This is a genomic window from Bacillus sp. D386 (genome assembly GCF_006346415.1).
Genome location: NZ_VEMV01000002.1, coordinates 714,465 through 731,199 on the forward strand (window position 1 = coordinate 714,465; position 16,735 = coordinate 731,199).

13 protein-coding genes are annotated in these 16,735 nt (G+C 33.2%); 3 read left to right on the forward strand and 10 right to left on the reverse strand.

All coding sequences use genetic code 11. From position 1 onward, the window contains the following. Nucleotides 1-23: 23 nt before the first annotated feature. Together hsdR and FHY45_RS08440 are read right to left on the reverse strand one after the other, a co-directional pair. A complete protein-coding gene (hsdR, locus tag FHY45_RS08435) occupies nt 24-3,230 on the reverse strand; it encodes a type I restriction-modification system endonuclease (protein ID WP_139891385.1) in 3,207 nt (1,068 codons plus the stop codon). Between the two features lie 160 nt (nt 3,231-3,390). Beyond that, complete coding sequence (locus FHY45_RS08440; protein ID WP_139891386.1) at nt 3,391-4,188, reverse strand: hypothetical protein; 798 nt, start codon at nt 4,186-4,188, stop codon at nt 3,391-3,393. Nucleotides 4,189-4,827: 639 nt separating this feature from the next. On the opposite strand from FHY45_RS08440, the gene FHY45_RS08445 reads away from it, so the two are divergent. Then, on the forward strand, nt 4,828-5,751 hold the full coding sequence (locus tag FHY45_RS08445; RefSeq protein ID WP_139891387.1) for a DUF5655 domain-containing protein: 924 nt from the start codon (nt 4,828-4,830) through the stop codon (nt 5,749-5,751). A gap of 369 nt (nt 5,752-6,120) precedes the next feature. On the opposite strand, the gene FHY45_RS08450 is transcribed toward FHY45_RS08445, so the two are convergent. The 3 genes from FHY45_RS08450 to FHY45_RS08465 form a co-directional block, all read right to left on the reverse strand. Then, complete coding sequence (locus tag FHY45_RS08450) at nt 6,121-6,642, reverse strand: zinc ribbon domain-containing protein (RefSeq protein WP_139891388.1); 522 nt, start codon at nt 6,640-6,642, stop codon at nt 6,121-6,123. A 429-nt stretch (nt 6,643-7,071) separates the two neighbouring features. Beyond that, a complete protein-coding gene (locus tag FHY45_RS08460; RefSeq protein ID WP_139891389.1) occupies nt 7,072-8,664 on the reverse strand; it encodes an EVE domain-containing protein in 1,593 nt (530 codons plus the stop codon). A gap of 110 nt (nt 8,665-8,774) precedes the next feature. Further along, a complete protein-coding gene (locus FHY45_RS08465) occupies nt 8,775-9,626 on the reverse strand; it encodes a hypothetical protein (protein WP_139891390.1) in 852 nt (283 codons plus the stop codon). Nucleotides 9,627-10,252: 626 nt separating this feature from the next. Here FHY45_RS08465 and FHY45_RS08470 point away from each other — a divergent pair. Beyond that, complete coding sequence (locus tag FHY45_RS08470) at nt 10,253-10,600, forward strand: DUF3139 domain-containing protein (RefSeq protein ID WP_180349920.1); 348 nt, start codon at nt 10,253-10,255, stop codon at nt 10,598-10,600. 571 nt (nt 10,601-11,171) lie between these two features. On the opposite strand, the gene FHY45_RS08475 is transcribed toward FHY45_RS08470, so the two are convergent. From FHY45_RS08475 to FHY45_RS08485, 4 genes are all read right to left on the reverse strand, one after another. Then, nucleotides 11,172-12,107 carry a hypothetical protein gene (locus FHY45_RS08475; protein ID WP_139891392.1) on the reverse strand — a complete coding sequence of 312 codons (936 nt, stop codon included), beginning with the start codon at nt 12,105-12,107 and terminating at the stop codon, nt 11,172-11,174. 169 nt (nt 12,108-12,276) lie between these two features. Next, nucleotides 12,277-12,654 carry a hypothetical protein gene (locus FHY45_RS08480; protein ID WP_180349921.1) on the reverse strand — a complete coding sequence of 126 codons (378 nt, stop codon included), beginning with the start codon at nt 12,652-12,654 and terminating at the stop codon, nt 12,277-12,279. A 30-nt stretch (nt 12,655-12,684) separates the two neighbouring features. Continuing rightward, on the reverse strand, nt 12,685-12,870 hold the full coding sequence (locus FHY45_RS20510) for a hypothetical protein (protein ID WP_180349922.1): 186 nt from the start codon (nt 12,868-12,870) through the stop codon (nt 12,685-12,687). A 900-nt stretch (nt 12,871-13,770) separates the two neighbouring features. Beyond that, nucleotides 13,771-14,049, reverse strand: coding sequence for a DUF4282 domain-containing protein (locus tag FHY45_RS08485; RefSeq protein ID WP_139891393.1), 279 nt, complete (start codon nt 14,047-14,049; stop codon nt 13,771-13,773). A gap of 719 nt (nt 14,050-14,768) precedes the next feature. On the opposite strand from FHY45_RS08485, the gene FHY45_RS08490 reads away from it, so the two are divergent. Further along, a complete protein-coding gene (locus FHY45_RS08490) occupies nt 14,769-15,374 on the forward strand; it encodes a hypothetical protein (protein ID WP_066101221.1) in 606 nt (201 codons plus the stop codon). 104 nt (nt 15,375-15,478) lie between these two features. Here FHY45_RS08490 and FHY45_RS08495 read toward each other — a convergent pair whose 3' ends face one another. Continuing rightward, nucleotides 15,479-16,735, reverse strand: a complete 1,257-nt coding sequence (locus tag FHY45_RS08495; RefSeq protein ID WP_066101224.1) for a PTS ascorbate transporter subunit IIC — start codon at nt 16,733-16,735, stop codon at nt 15,479-15,481.

Genomic DNA, 16,735 nt, shown 5'->3' on the forward strand with positions numbered 1-16,735 from the left:
AGCCTCAATAAGAGGCCATTATTTTAACTGATGTATAAGTTGTCGTTTATTGTTTTTACGATTTTATCAATCTCTTCACCAAATTCACGTTTTAACACTTTATATCCACCTTGACTACGGAATGGTTCTTCGGCAAAAGCATCTTGTGGAGTTGGGGCTAAAACAGGTATTTTTATAAGCTGCTTTTCAATACGTTCTAGCCATTTTTTCTGCCTTGGTGTCCAATCGTGAAGAGAGTAAACCTTTTGCATCGCATGTTTAATTCTTGTTTCATGGTCTACTAATGCTTCTCCTAAAGCTGCCTGCCGAATAAAACTTATAATATCTGCAGCGATTTCTTCATTTTTTGTTTGTTTCCAAGCAGACTGTAAATGAGATTGTTTAAATCCTTTTGTCTCCAAAATCACTATAAGCTCTCTTAAATCTTTTTTCGTTAAATCCCTTGGTCTTGTACATACAATATGGAGCGAAGGAATTTCATTAATATTTTCCTTAATAAACTGAATGAACCCATCTAAATAGTCTTCTGGTCGTTTATTTCCTTCCCCGTATCCACGAGTAACATCCTTAATTGTGTCTTCCTGGTTAGAAATATAGAGTTTTCCTCCCTTAACTCTATAAGCATCAAAGTAATCAAACAAGATATCACTTTGTCTAGCTTTATCAGGTGTATAGGATTGTACTTCTTTTACCCATTCATCAACCGTTCTTCCTTTAGATAGCTCCTCGAATTTTTGTTTCCCCTCATCATTTAATCTCTGTTTTTTTCGTTGAATTTTGGCTACTAACTGTTCACGATAATATTTTATTTCTTCTTCCGAGTTAGCATGTACAAGTGAATCATACAATTCACCAATTGTAGTATTTTGATTCTTTACAACAGGTTTCATCTCCGTATATGTTTGTAATTTATCATAGATACCAACAGCATCATAAATATTAAAATGAGTTTTCCCTATATCTGGGCAAAGACGGGTTGCACGACCAAGCATTTGGTCATATAAAATACGAGATTGAACACGTCGTAGAAATACGATATTGGTTATAGATGGGACATCTATCCCTGTTGTTAATAAATCAACAGTTACAACAATATTGGGTAATCGTTCATTTTTAAAGCGCTTAATAGCATCATTAGGCTTATAAATATATCCTGTGATTTTCATAATTGCGTCGTCTTCTATATCATCACCGCGCTCTTTATAAGCCTCTTTCAGTAAGCGAACAACCAAATCAGCATGTACATCTGTAGCAGCAAAAATTAACGTTTTCTCTTTACTTGAAGGGTCAATATAATCAACTAATTTATTGAGTACGACTCGATTAAAAGATTCTGTTATTACTCGTTTGTTAAATTGCTCTACCTCAAAATGAATAGTATCCTCCATTTTTTCTAAAACAACTTCGCCTTCATCTTCGTCATATACCTCTACCTCTTCATCCTTTTCAAATGTAATACCTATTTGAGTTAATTCGGTTTTAAATAAATAGGGAGGCTCATGGTCTACTAAGAATCCCTCTAACACTGCTTCACTATAGGAATATTTAAAAATTGGCATCCCAAAAATTTCAGTTGTATGGAGAGCAGGTGTAGCGGTTAATCCTAGACAGGAGGCATCAAAATAGTCAATGACCCGACGATATTGACTAATATACTCATTTTGGTCTCTAAATAGCAATTCTTCCTCTGTCATCTCTCGGTCACTTGTATAACCACGGTGTGCTTCATCTACAATAATAAAATCATACTGACCAATAGTAGGTGTTTTATCATCTTTATTATAAAAAATTCTACGGACCATGCCTTGTACTGTAGCAATATGCACTTTGGTAGCTACTTCAGGTTCAATATCATCCAATGACTTAATATCATAAATATCAGAAAATGATAATCCTTCAATTTTAGTATCTATCAGTGCATCCTGTGTTTGTTTCCCTAGTGAGTTTCTATCTACAAGAAACAAGATACGTCTACATTTTTTTGTCTTAATTAAGCGGTACATTAATGCAATTGCTGTTCGGGTTTTACCTGTGCCAGTAGCCATCGCAATAAGCATTCTTCTTTGTCCGTCCATCAAACCCTTTTCTGCCGAAAGAACGGCTTCCTGTTGATAAGGTCTAAGGCCAAACTTTGTTATATCTTCTTCTTTTAGCTTATTATTAGCATCTTGGTCATCTTGGCTTAATAAAAGCTCTAAATCTGCAGGGGAATGCCATCCTTCCAATGGGCGTGCATACTCAGTGGGCTTGCGTGAATCCCAGAACCATATACCTGACTCTTCTTGCAGCTGCTTTAAATAAGGGCGCCCATTTGTCGCATATAAAAACGGTACTTTATATTCATTATTTGGTGGTAAGAAATTTTCTTCCCCCAGTTTAATAATGTTCTTTGCATATGTCTTTGTTTGACTTTCTAACGCCCCAGGAATAGTTCTATGCTTGGCCTTAGCTTCAATTATACCGACTAATTCCATGCCGATAAATAAAGCATAATCTGCTCTACCACCTTTAACTTTCCATTCTGCAATAGCCATATTTCGGTTCTTCTCTGGCATCGTTCCATGTTTTTGATTATTAATAGCGGTACTATCAGCATACCAGCCAGCTTTTCTTAACTTCTCATCAATAATTAAACGAGTTTCAGCCTCAGTTAATTTATTTTTACGTACAAACTGTTTAGATTTCTTTTTACGTTGGTCCTTTGCATCTACTTGCTCTAATTCTGCTTTAGCTCGAATAGATTCCATTTGTTGCTCTAATCTCTGAACCTTTTCATCATATTCCCTTTGCAAACTTTCCGTATCAACATTTGTTTGCTCAATAGGTTCTATATATTCTGGTGATTCAAATTCCCAGTCTCCATATACCTCCATAAACCAAATGGATAATCGAAAGGTTAATTGTAGTAATGTTTTTGCATCTTCTGTCTTTCCATAATCCCCTTCATGCATTGCGTAATTTCCTTTACGCCTTAAGGTATCAAAGATTTCAATTAACTCTGGTTCTACAAAACCTTCCCTGCGTAAAGTATTAATACGGTCTACTTGGGTAGTTCCATTAAGCTCTCTAATATTTTCAGATGCTAACACATATCTCGCCACTGTCTCCGCAAACAACCTTAATTTCATAATGGTTGTATGTGGGTCATGATATACATTCTTCTCCGCTGTTTCTCCTAAATTAGCCAGGACATCCCATTTGCCACGAAAGAAAGAAAAGTTGCTTCTCATGGTTATCACCGTTTCCGTATATTTTATGTATATATTATATAACAAACAAGTAAATGATGGCTTTTATCAGTGTATTACGTAACTTAATTATTTATTAAAATCTATATTATATTAAGAAAGATAATCAAAAACTGAAAAAGAACGCCAAATTTCTCTTTTCTCAATCTCCAGTTTCGTGTTTAAAAAATATTGTTTTCACTATCTCTCTTTTAATGTCAGGTATATTATATTGAAATTCTTTGGATGGTATTGTCACTTCAATCCTAAAATCAAATTGAAATGAGTAAAGTTGTTCTGCATTAACTCTAATCTTTGGAAACATATATTTTAAATAAATATATTTTTGAACTTCTAGTTCAAAATCATTTATATGACGGTACTTGTATCTAATTACTGAAAGAATATTACTATTATCCACTCCTTTTGTTGGTGCGATTTCCCAATCATTTGCACTATAATGAAAAGGTATTCTGTTTTCCATTATAATTTTATTTATTATCACTTCATACTTTCCTTCATTCCATAGTTCTAACATTACGTATTGAGGTTCCGCTATATCTAAATCAGATACTTTAAAAATAATAGTATCATTATTAATAATCTGATTCTCATTCTTTAAATTAATTGTATCTTGTAAATATGTTTGGTAATTTTCTTTATTTATGACCTTGCTTTGTACCTCCCAATATTCATATAACAATTCTCTATATTTTTTCACTTCAGATTTTGTATAGTTCTTTGACTGACTTGTCCTAGTGTCATATTTGTCATGATGGGGTAAACAAAGAAAAGCCAGATTATCAATATTATTATTGTTTTTATTTTTATCAAGATGTGCAATTTGCCCTTGTTTTTCTTCCAAATCATTATCTAACCAATAACATATGCAACATCTTCTTTTTGATTTAAAAAATAATTCATTTTCAATTTCATCAGACACTTTTTTTCTATTATTCATATGTTTCTCCTTATTAATGTCTATTATTAAATTGCTTGTTACCACGCTGATAACTATTTTCTTCATTCAACAAAAATGGATAATAATAAAATCTGAATCACGATTGTAATTATCTTCCTGCGAAAAACCAATCACAAGATTAGGTATTTTAGTATTTGATGATAATTCGACATAAGACACACTATTTTATCTTCACACATTTCACTCTATTCTCTTATCCAAAATTAACCAGTTTATATTATATCACTTTTACACTCTTAAAAGGGTGTGAAGAAAATTTAATAATTAAATTAAAATTATCGAATGCATGTACAAATCTGAAGTGTAAATGAGAACTATAGTGCCTCTCTCATTTTGCTTCTTAATCCCAGTTAATTCTTCGACTTCTTTGGAAGTTCCAGAGCTACAGTATTTAAACTATAGTGTTTTTTATTTGTCTCCTTCTGAAAAATATCCAGTTTCTTTTCAACTGCTCTTCCTTCCTGTCTCTACGTTTCACAATTAAGTTTCATTCCATCTCAGCCATAGCTAATAATGTAGTTAAGAAGAACCTTTCCATCGTTATCCATTAAATTTAGTCATCATGAATTTTCAAAATTTGAAAATGGTATAATAAACATCGTAAGGAGTGTGAAAAATATGGGGGATATAAAGTTATTTAAATTAAATGATAATGCGGTAGAAGAATTACAAGGTCAATCCGTTACAATTGAAAAATCATTACAACATATCATTGAAAAACATTTAGAAACATTTCTAGGAGTGCGTTTTTTAGCTTCAGAACATAGTACAGGAAAACGTCATGCAGGACGTATTGATACCCTAGGAATCGACGAAAATAACTCACCCGTTATAATAGAATATAAACGGTCTATTAATGAGAATGTTATTAACCAAGGCTTATTTTATTTAGATTGGTTACTTGACCATAAAGCTGAATTTGAGTTAATGGTTATGCGCAAATATGGTAGCGATTATTCAGACTCTATCGATTGGAGTAGCCCTCGTTTACTGTGTATCGCTGGAGGATTTACTAAATATGATAAACACGCTGTTCAACAAATCAATAGGAACATTGAGCTATATCAATATAAACATTATCCAGATGGTTTTTTATTGTTAGAATTAGTTAATTCTACGGCCGCCCAAACAATACAAATTAGCGACCATGCTACATTACCTTCTCCATATAATCGGAACACTAAAGTTAAAACTGTATCCGACTATTTAGAACAAGCAGATACAGAACTAACCGATAGATTTGAAAAACTAAAAACTTTTTTGATGGTTCTTGGTGATGACGTACAGATGAAAGTCCTAAAACATTACATTGCCTTTAAACGCATCAAAAATTTTGCGTGTGTTGAGATACACCCGCAAACCGCAAAAATATTACTTTACCTTAAAGTAAATCCTGAAAGTATTACCTTGGAGCAAGGTTTTACCCGAGATGTTCGAAATATAGGACATTATGGGACAGGAGATTTAGAGGTGACCATATTTAAAGATGAAGATTTTGAAAAATCTAAACGACTCATTGAAATGGCTTATGATGTTAGTTGATGTATAGACATATATGCGATGAAAAGGTAAGAGGACTGAAAATCAGGATTTGAATTTCAGTCTTCTTATATTTTCTCAATAATATATACCGCTAAAAATAAAAAAATCCACAATCTGCTTGCGGGGATTCCAAAAATCTATATTACACTCCGAACTGCCAATCCTAGTTGAAGATAATGTATTATATTAAAAGCCTTATACCAGTTACGGCATAAAGCTTTATAAGGGCATATTTACATTTATAATTTGTTTCTCTTTATGGTATATGTGGTATAACTATTCACATTTAAAAATCTTTCGTTTGGACAGAAATTATACATGAATCGATGTCATCTTAAAAGACTGTTTATTATTAATAATTTTTTGTTTTTATTTAGTATCAGCTAAAGCATATGTACGATAATATCTATCCCCTGTTTCACTATTAATAAGACACTCATCACCATCGGCATCTTTCCCATATATGAGATGAACATTAAAATTATCATAATCCTTTTCCCAAGTAGGAATATATGTAATTGTCACCTTTTCGCCATCTTGCTCCCAAGTAGCTGATTCTGCAAGCACAATCCCTTTGGAAATGCCATCATATTCATCCTCGCCTCGTAAATATACTATATCTGCTGTACCATCTGAATTTAAGGTGAGACTTGCCGAAATTGAATTACCTTCAGTCCACCACTCTCCTTTAGCACTGCTTTGCAAAAAGAAGGTTAAAATCAATACGACTACTACCAATATTGCTGCAACCAGAAGAAATATTTTTTTATTAAACTTTTTTAAGTTTTTAAGTGGTGAGTCTTTTTTTAGTAGCTTATATCCACAATTGATACAAACTTCAGATGTATCTGATATCTCCTTACCGCATTCTGGACATCTAATTAAAGCCATAATATACTCCTCCTAATTATCATTATGTTCTAATAATAATTTTAGGCTCTTTCGACTAAAAATCCAATAAGTATTAAAGGCCTATCGTATACTAAAAAAATGAATCCGAAGAGGAGTAAACATGCAACATTCACGAATTAGAGCATTGCAAGAAGATAAAGATATAAATCAACCATACATGGCAAAATAATTATCTGTGAATCAAAGAACATATAGTCTCTATGAGACAGGGGAACATAAAATTATTCTTTTAGCTTTGTATATAATTGCAGAGTTCCATGGAGTCAGTGTTGATTACCTGCTAAATCATACAGATATCAAAAAACATTATCCACCTTCTAAAAAGCAATAGGCCATTATTCACTATAAATAATTGGCTCATATCCCTAATTCTTCATATACATTTTTTCACTAATATTGTAATCACTTTTAAATGTGATGTAGTATACCTTTCAATTCCTCTATCGAAAGTACTTCATTCTTTTTCCTATGTATCATTCTATGACAGTTAGAACACACCGGAACTAAATCAGTTTCTGGATTTATCTCTATTTCTTTTTTAATAGTACTTATAGGATGAACATGGTGGACTTCAATGAAATCTTTACCTCGTTCCCCATAGACTTTTTCAAAATTAAATCCGCATACAGTGCAGTTTAAACCGTGCATTTCAATAGCTCTTTTGCGGTTCTGTGGATTTCTCTCATATCGCTTTCCATAGTACTCTATAACTTTTCCTTCTTTAAGGAACTTGTCATCGTTTCCTTCTTCTAGAATTTCTGCCTCTACATCTTCTTGAACTTGTTTTAAAGACAGAGGTTCTTCAAAGCTTAGCTTATATTGATTATCTATACTCTTTTCGAAATACAATTGAGGCCGTTCATCTTCTAGTACTTCTTCATTATGTTTAAATTTGATATAAACTTCTTTATATACCCCTCTTATTATTTTTGAAAAATCCATATTCCAAATCAATCTTGTTCTATTATGGAAATCCATTTCTATATGAGCATCAAAAGGCATTTCTTTATACATTAAAATGATTTCCATCTTCTTACCGACTTCTAAGGAGCCCGCCTTAAAAAAGCCTCTTATTTCTTTAGGTATACCCGTTCCGTTATGGAGAAACGCTGACTTATCAAGATGTTTTATGGCAATATTAGTTGGAGTGATTTGCCATGAAAAACTATGTATAGCTTTATTTTTAGAATCCCATAAATTATTTAGTTCGGCTGCTTGTTCCTCTGATAATAAATAATTTGTTTGCTGACGGAGTCTTAATATTAACAAATCACAAAGAATAGGATTATCTTTTAGAGATAATCTATTAATAAATCCCTTATCCTTTTCTATGCGAAATTCAATAACTTCTAACTTGACTGAAAGGTAGGGATTTTTCCAGTCTTCAGTATGCCAATACTCTTTGGCTCCCTCATCATCTGTTTCATCTGTAGGTAGAGCTACTACTTTTGTTTTAGCTATTATACCTCCACTTTCTTTTACGTAGCCATCTGACCTCCATATGAAAACAATATCATTTAATTTAATATTTTCTTTAAAATGTTTCTGTCTTAATGACCACCAGATATACTTATTATTCTGAACATAATTATCTACATCAAATACTTTTGGATTCCCTTGAAATATCCAAGTATTAGTATGATTTTGTTTATCTATCTGTTCATGCACTCTTTCTTTATATTCATCTTTAATCTCAAAACCATACTCTTCTAATCTAGTCCTCACAATACGTCTTTCTTCTATAGTAAATAAATCATGATATTTTTGATTTAATATTAATACTTCTACAGTTAAATCTAATCTTCCCAGTTCCCATAAACTTGTAAATCCTTCGGAAGGTTCATTATTATTAATAAACTTCTTTGCTACATTTAACCCACCTTGATTAGCAACCATTTGTTTAAACCTCGAAGCATTGTAACCTATTTTCTTTGCATTTTCATAAATACCCAACATATCCTTGTGAAATTGCATTTCTAATTGTTTAATTTCATTTTCCATGTAACTCTCTCCTAATATAAATAGTTACAAACAGATTTTTCAAACATTTTATTCGAGTACAATGTCCCTTAACTATGAATAACCGAATAAGTAAAATACAATAGTCATTTTCAAGGGAGTATGCTTCTATCTTTATAGAATACTCTTAATGAATTAAATTCAAAAGGTGTTAAGAATTTCATTTTATGAATGCTGCTAAAACAATCTTCCCATGTAATCCAGCTAATACGTTTCATAAGATTGACTAGTTCTTCATGACACCAATTTGAAATGGTTGGTATATCGTTAGCAAGTACCATTGGGTCAGTTTGATATTGCCTCATTTTAAAATAGTACAATCTATTTCCTGGAAACTCCCTGTAACGTTTAGGAGTAACTAATACAAAATAAAAATTATAGCCAACAGCTTCCAAGCCTACTTCAATACATCTGGCTATTTGGTTTCTATCAGTTATATACGTTGTTTGATACGATATATCAGAAGTATATTTGCACTCGAAGAAAATCTTCTTATCATTATTGATTTCTAACAAAGCATCAAAATTAGTTTTTCCTTCGACCAATTTCTCAGAATTACATTGTTCTCTTATATACCTGACTGGATTAGAAAGAGCCCGACTTCTTAATCTATTCTGCATATTCTTTGAAGGTGAAATAGCTCGCTCTAACAATAGTTTTGTATTATTTATGTTCCATGACTCGCTTGGATAGCATTTTGTTAGTATATCTTTCCACCCATTATTCCCACCCTTTTGAAGGGCTGCGAAGGTATAGAGTGTAATAATTGTTTCATCTTTATCAGATTGGGGGATAGACTTCAATTTTTTTTGTATTATATCTTGTCTATTAAAAGAATATTCATGTTCCCTTTGAAGAGAATCTTCTATTCTACTAACCCTCTTTTCTTTATCTCCAGCAAAAAGAGACTTTAAATAATCTCTATCAAAAATTAATGAAGTCATCTATTTCCCACCTTATGATTATATAGTTTATAAATATTTATTATTTACACAGGAAAATAATACCATGTTAATTTAAATAGGAGTAGCACCCGTTAAATACTACTCTCTTAAAAAATTTAAACATATGTTTAAGTACTTATGGACTACCTTCCCATATCCCTATCTCTTTTATAATTCAATTGAGTTCCCTTTAGCTGCCTTGCTACCAATACATAGTTTATTGTTCTACTAATCAAAGTTCATTTCTTTATTTCCGCTTTAAACAATACTAAGGCGTACAGTACCTGCTGCTTAAAATGTTTACTAAAAGTCTACCTTCTCTAAATAAGCAGCAAGGATTGAAACTTAATGAAAAAGTATGAATATAAGAAAGTTCCCTTCTTTAAAATGCAAGAAGAACATTATTCTGCATTAGACTTACATAAGCTAAATGAAGAAGGAAAAAGTGGCTAGGAATTTGTTGCAGTCAGCAGAGGAGAAGTCTTCTTTAAAAAAGAAGTGGAAGTCGACACAGAAGAGTAATTGATTAGAATATCCTACCAAAATAGTAATGTCTAATTATTTTCTATTGTGGTAAAATAAGGCTAAATTTTTTTTGCTTAATTTCATTAGGAAAGGGTGGTTTTGTGAGCAAGAAAACTTTAATCAGGGTCTTGATTGCAATCGTTATTATAATAGCTGGTGCAGTAGCCTATGTTCAAGGAAAACACTACGTAACCAGGAAAGAAGTTAAAAACTATCTCTTAAATGAGGAAGGGTATTCTGAATCTGATATTACTGAGATGCAATCAGTCACAGCTAATCTACAGGGTGATAAAAACTGGTTAGTATTGATTACGGTAAAAGGGGATAAGGGACGTTACTATTATTATTACGACCGGGATGAAGATAAAGTTCTTTTAGAGACTTATATCATAAATGATACAGAGTATACCGACCCAGCTGAAGCACGAGAAGACGCAAGAGAAGAATAAAAAGAGAGGCATATGCCTCTTTTTTCTACTGTTGCTTAGTTAAAATTTACCATCTACTAATTAAATCCGTTTCTCTCATAATCTACATGGTCTGTGAAATCATATGGCTTCATAAGGGTTGGCACTGTCCAGAAAAACTTATCTTGTTTTGAATTGTAGTTCAATGTTTTATAAGTAACACCAGCTTTATAGTAACCGTACCAAAAAATCATCGAGTAAAAGCATTTGTTTTTGTATGCTTCTTTCTAAGTTCTCTTGAACTTTTTCGGAGGAAGCCGCCTCATATACGTTGGCCACCTTTTTCTGATTGGTAGTCAAACTTCCTAAAAGGTCACCACCCAATTCATTGCCTTTACCCTATTATTCAAGGTCGCTAATAAGGTGCAATAACTTTCAAGTATTTACACTTAAATGTATTTTTATCTTAAGTTTAGCTTTTATCCCCCTTACGATAGTAAATTGAAAATCATATAAAAATAAGATGGAAGAGATTTTTGAAAAACTTGAAGGCAACTTGAGAGGGTATTTCAAAATAAAAAAGAGAGGATGTATTCATCCTCTCGGCAACCGATTATTTAATTTCTTTAGGAACCACTGTCCATGCGTCACTTTCTTCTGCCGAAGCATAGTTAGCTTCTGGGTCACTTAAATCCAAGTACGTACTTGCGTCTTTTATATAGCCTTCTATAACATACTTTTCTCCTGATTCTAATTCTGTTTTTATATCAGCCGAATTCACGAACATATAATTGCTATCGAACTCGATATTTTTTTCTTCAGGGTCATATGGTTCAGTGTATAAATCAGGTTTAATACTGAAAATATGGTCATCATTGTTATGAATTATATATGGGCTAACATATACCGTTTCAATCTCAAATTTAGACATGTACATTTCATCCTGGAAGATTTCTTTTTGGCTTTCTTCGTCTTCAATCGAATTAAATATTGTGGACATAAGTTCAAAGTCATTTTCATTCAAAGCTTGGTTTATCTGCTTTTGTTCCTCAGAATAAAAAATTCTTTCTAGATTTTCTAACGGTTTACCTGCTTCTACCACTTTTTTATAGTTTTCCATTTGTTTCACATTCACAAACATTCCAACAAAAATATTTTCGTGAAGGAAATAAGCTTCTTCATCCGCTTCTTCAACAGAATGTTTTTTCGCTGCCTCTACAGTTTCAAATTCTATAATTTGCATGACAGGAACTTGGGCTATCATTACGCCAGCTATGGAAATTATATCTTCTAAATCTTTGTAGACTTCTGCAGTATATGCATCTGCAACCATATCTTGCTTGATAAGTCCGGATTCTACAAACCAATTATAAACGTCCAAACTTTTATTATCTGTTGATTCTATTTCCACCGTTTCATTTTTTGCTATTTCTGTTTTTGCTGCTTCCGCTTTTATTGGTTTTTCATTTGTGGCATCACCTATTTCTGTTCCACAAGCCGTTAATAATAATGAACATAAAAAAATAAGTGTTATCAGTGCTTTTTTCATAGTTTCCCCTGTCTCTGATTAATTTGTTTAAAATACTCATTTAACTTTATCTACAAAAATAGTCATTAATAGTCCTAAAAATCATGAATTTTATGAGTTTTATGAGTTTTATGAATCTTGTTCTGAATTGACTAGTTTTGTCAGAACACAATTAAAATATAAAAAAAGTTTAAAGTACGATTCTTTTATTGACATTCACATGGATAACTACTGCAACGATAGCAGCAACGACAATTTGCATAACCACAATCTCTACAACATTCACAAGGATAAGAATTGCAATCTCTACAACAGCGACAGTCCGCATACCCGCATTCTCTACAACATTCGCAAGGGTAGGAATTACAGTCTCTGCAACAACGACAGCTCGCATACCCGCATTCTTTACAGCATTCACAAGGGTAGGAATTACAGTCCCTGCAACAACGACAGCTCGCATACCCGCATTCTTTACAGCATTCGCAAGGGTAGGAATTACAGTCCCTGCAACAACGACAGTGTGACTCCGGCTCGTCACATCCTGAACACCTTTTTTCATAGCGTTCATCTTCATAATCTCTTTCCTTTTGAGAACGACCTAAATCATCGTCTGCAGCATCAACTTTCCACCGAGGTCCTCCGTGAGTACGGTAGAAATAGGCGTCATCTTCTCGTTTTTTTTGCTCCCAATACTCATCATCACGGTTGTTTGTACTTTGTTGAGTATTTCGACCCTTCCCGTTATCTGAATGCTCATAGGCATTTGAATAATCAGATGAATCATTATCACTAGCTCTCTGTGCAGAATCAGAAGAATGGTCGGTATACTCTTCATAATCTTGGAAAGCGTATTTGTCTTTATTTTTTCCAGGCCTTCGTGTTTTTGGATTTAACTCTGCAGATGCACTCACTTGCTCGAATGCCTCACTTCTTGCCGAACGTCTCCGATTAGTAGAATCAACATTTTTATTTGTTTTTGATTTTATTTTCTTACTCTGATGAATCAAAAACAGCACAATACCAATAATGGCAGTTAAGTATATACTTTCTGGAGCATCATTTTTATATAAATAGTAAAAAATCAATATGAATATGTACCACTTACCGAATAACCAAAATGGAAGTGAATAATAAAACCAATAGCCTACTGTAATTTGTTCCACTTTAAAAATTTCAAATACATCATTAATCCCTGGGAATCCATACCCCCAAAAGAGAATTAAATTGACCAACAAGGGAATGAACCTTTTTGCCACACCAACACCTCTTCCTTTCATACTTTTTCAACATTTTTATTCAGCTTTGTAACTCACATCAGATATCCGTATATAACAATATATGTAAAACGAACTATTGTTTTACAATATTTTATTACAAAACTAAAGTAATAGTTTCAGATACTAAGAAATAAGTATCACTTTTTCCTTATCAAAAGGAGGCTTAACTATTAATTTATCTAAGAATCCTACCTTAAGGAGAAACCTCTTGAAATCCTCCCATACATTTGTGTATTCACAAAGATACCCTTCGGTTAACTAGATTTCATCCGTATTGGTCTCCTCCCAAGCAACACTGCCATTTTACTATCTTTCTTAAATGTTCTTATGTATTGTATTTATAAAGTTTCCAGTAGATGAATCCATAAAAAAAGCGATTAATTTAATAGTTAATCGCTTTTTTAAAGTTACATTTCTGATTTTTTAATTGCCTCATTACGAATAGCTTGAATATTTTCGTTGATTTTAAATAACACAATTAGCAATTCGCAATAAATTCGTACCAAAAATGGTCCACCTACCATAAGAATTAAACCGAATAATACCATTGCTCCACTACCGTAAGTACCTAAGTTACCTATGATAATGAAAAGTCCGATGACAATAGCGGCAGCGGATGAAATCCCCCACACAAACTTGATAATAGATGTAGTTATCATCTTGTCAAACTTAAAAAAATCATTCATATTTGCGACCCCCAAACCTTATTTTTTCTTTGCTAGAATAATATACCATAACAAGGAGTTTTGTCCCAAATATTAGAATAATAATACAAAAATAGGTAATTAGAACTAGAAAAAGACAAAAAAATTTTCTGTACAGCTAACTTACTACTGTCGAAGATTCTAATCCTGCATATGGCTCTGAAATAGATAATGTCCCTCGTAGTTTCCCCTACATATAAATTAGAGTCATCACCGATATATTGGTCTAATTAAGGAAAGAGATAATCCAAGATGATATTACGAATGTATACTTTCTGCGCATTTTTTGTCCAAAAAGTAGCTGTATCAAGGCATGAGATATTCTTTCAACACAACTTACCTTTTAGCTATTTTTCACCAAACCCATCTGTACTACGAATAGGAATATTTTCATATAAATCAACAAAAAAACGATTTTTATAGTTCGATAGTTTTTAGTTGGAACTACATAAAATTTGAGTCATGATACTAAAGGTATTTACATTAAATTTTACTACTTATCTATGATTCTTAACTAGTTTTTATGCACTGATGATTCTCTCAAAGAATCAGTTTATTAGTAATATTTTGTCTATATACAAAACGATTAAGCAGAAGGTAAAGTAAATATATAACCTTTCTTTTTTGATACATACTTATAAAACAAATTTACAATATAGCTGCTATCCTATCCAAAACCTACATGAAAGAAGGAATGCAAGATGGAGAAGCTTGAAGTGATAGTGGAAATGAAAGAGGGAAACCTGATTCGTCTCTATGCCAATAAAGTATATGATACTTTAGGAGAGACCTATCACGGGGATATCTTCACGACAAAAAGTGAATTGTTAAAGCATTACCCAGATTGCGAAGTGATGAATGGATATGGGTTAGCAGACCCGCAAACCAGCCTTTTAATCTCCGGAATAAATGATTGGTTTGATACGATTGAAGAAGCGGTGACAACACTCCAAGCATTACATCACAAACAAGAGCTGGACGCTTTATACGAGGCAACAGCAAGCTATTATAACCTGCTCAAATCAAACACTAATTTAGCAAGGATAATAGAAGAACTGGACAATCGTGATACAACATCATTCCCCGAAAAAGTAATTTCATTATATATGATTACAGGGTTCGCAAATGATTGGTTCCCAGATGAAATCGCAGAAGATAAACGGCAAGAGGTCAAGAATGTACTAGATCAAGCTTATATGAAATGCTCAAACATTGTAATGGCACATCAACAAGCAAAGAAAGCTCAAATGATGATCACGGCAACAGAATACCTGGGTCTACGCAGAAAATTTTATTCAAAACATTAAAGAAAGCAACTACAAATTATGATGTAGTTGCTTTTTTTGCGTTAAAACTCATTTAAAACTAAAATATTTATCACTTCTTCTGTTGTTCGATGCTTTTCTAGCATCTACATAAATAGTTTCATTAAATATCCTAAGAAAATACCCACGATCGCGAAATCGGTATCGCCAAATGTTGTACCTTCAAAACCTAAGTCTCCTAAGACCGGTAGTAATAATGCTGGCAAGAAGCTGATCAGAATACCGTTAACAAATGCACCTAACATAGCTCCTCTTCTGCCGCCGGTAGCGTTTCCGAATACACCAGCTGTTGCTCCGCAAAAGAAGTGTGGTACTAGACCAGGAACAATTACTTTCAAGCCAAATAACGGAAGTAAAAACATACTTATAATACCTCCGAGAAAGCTAAAAATAAAACCGATAATGACTGCATTAGGGGCGAAAGGGAACACCACTGGTACATCCAATGCCGGTTTAGCATGAGGAACAACTTTGTCCGCTACCCCTTTGAAGGCAGGAATGATTTCTGCTAATAATAATCGAACACCCGCTAAAACGATATAAACACCTGCAGCGAACGTGATTGCTTGGATAAGGCAAAATACAATAAAGTTTTGACCGCCGCTCAACTCATTTTCAATGTAAGCTGGACCAGCAGCAATCGAAACGATAAAGAACATAACTAACATAGTTAAGGAGATTGCTACGGATGTATCTCTAAGGAACCCTAAACTTCTTGGCACCCGAATATCTTCTGTTGACTTAGCTCTATTCCCTGCTCCTTTACCTACTAATCCAGCAACCCAATATCCGAATGAACCAAAGTGACCGATCGCAATGTCATCATTACCTGTAATCCTTCTAACAAAGGGCTGTAGCAGGGCTGGACTTAAAACCATTAATAATCCTAGAATAATAGACCCAATTATAATTAAAGCTGCTCCATCTAGTCCGCCTGTCGATAATACGACTGCTAACAAACAAGCCATAAACATAATATGGTGTCCTGTTAAGAATATATATTTAAATGGAGTGAAGCGAGCTAAGAGGATATTAATAATCATACCTAACAACATGATTAAAGCTGTTTCAGTACCAAAAGCATTTTGAGCCATCGCAACGATCGCTTCGTTGTTCGGGATAACACCATCTATATCGAAGCCCTTCTCTAACATTTTTCCAAAGAAATAGAGTGAACCCGTAATGACAGTTGCACCAGCACCAATAATCAGGAAGCCCATAATAGTCTTTAATGTTCCAGATACAACCTCAGTAGCTGCTCTTTTCTGCAGCAATAAACCAATCAGAGCGAATAAACCAACCAAAATCGCCGGAGTACTTAATATGTCTACTATCAAATCCAT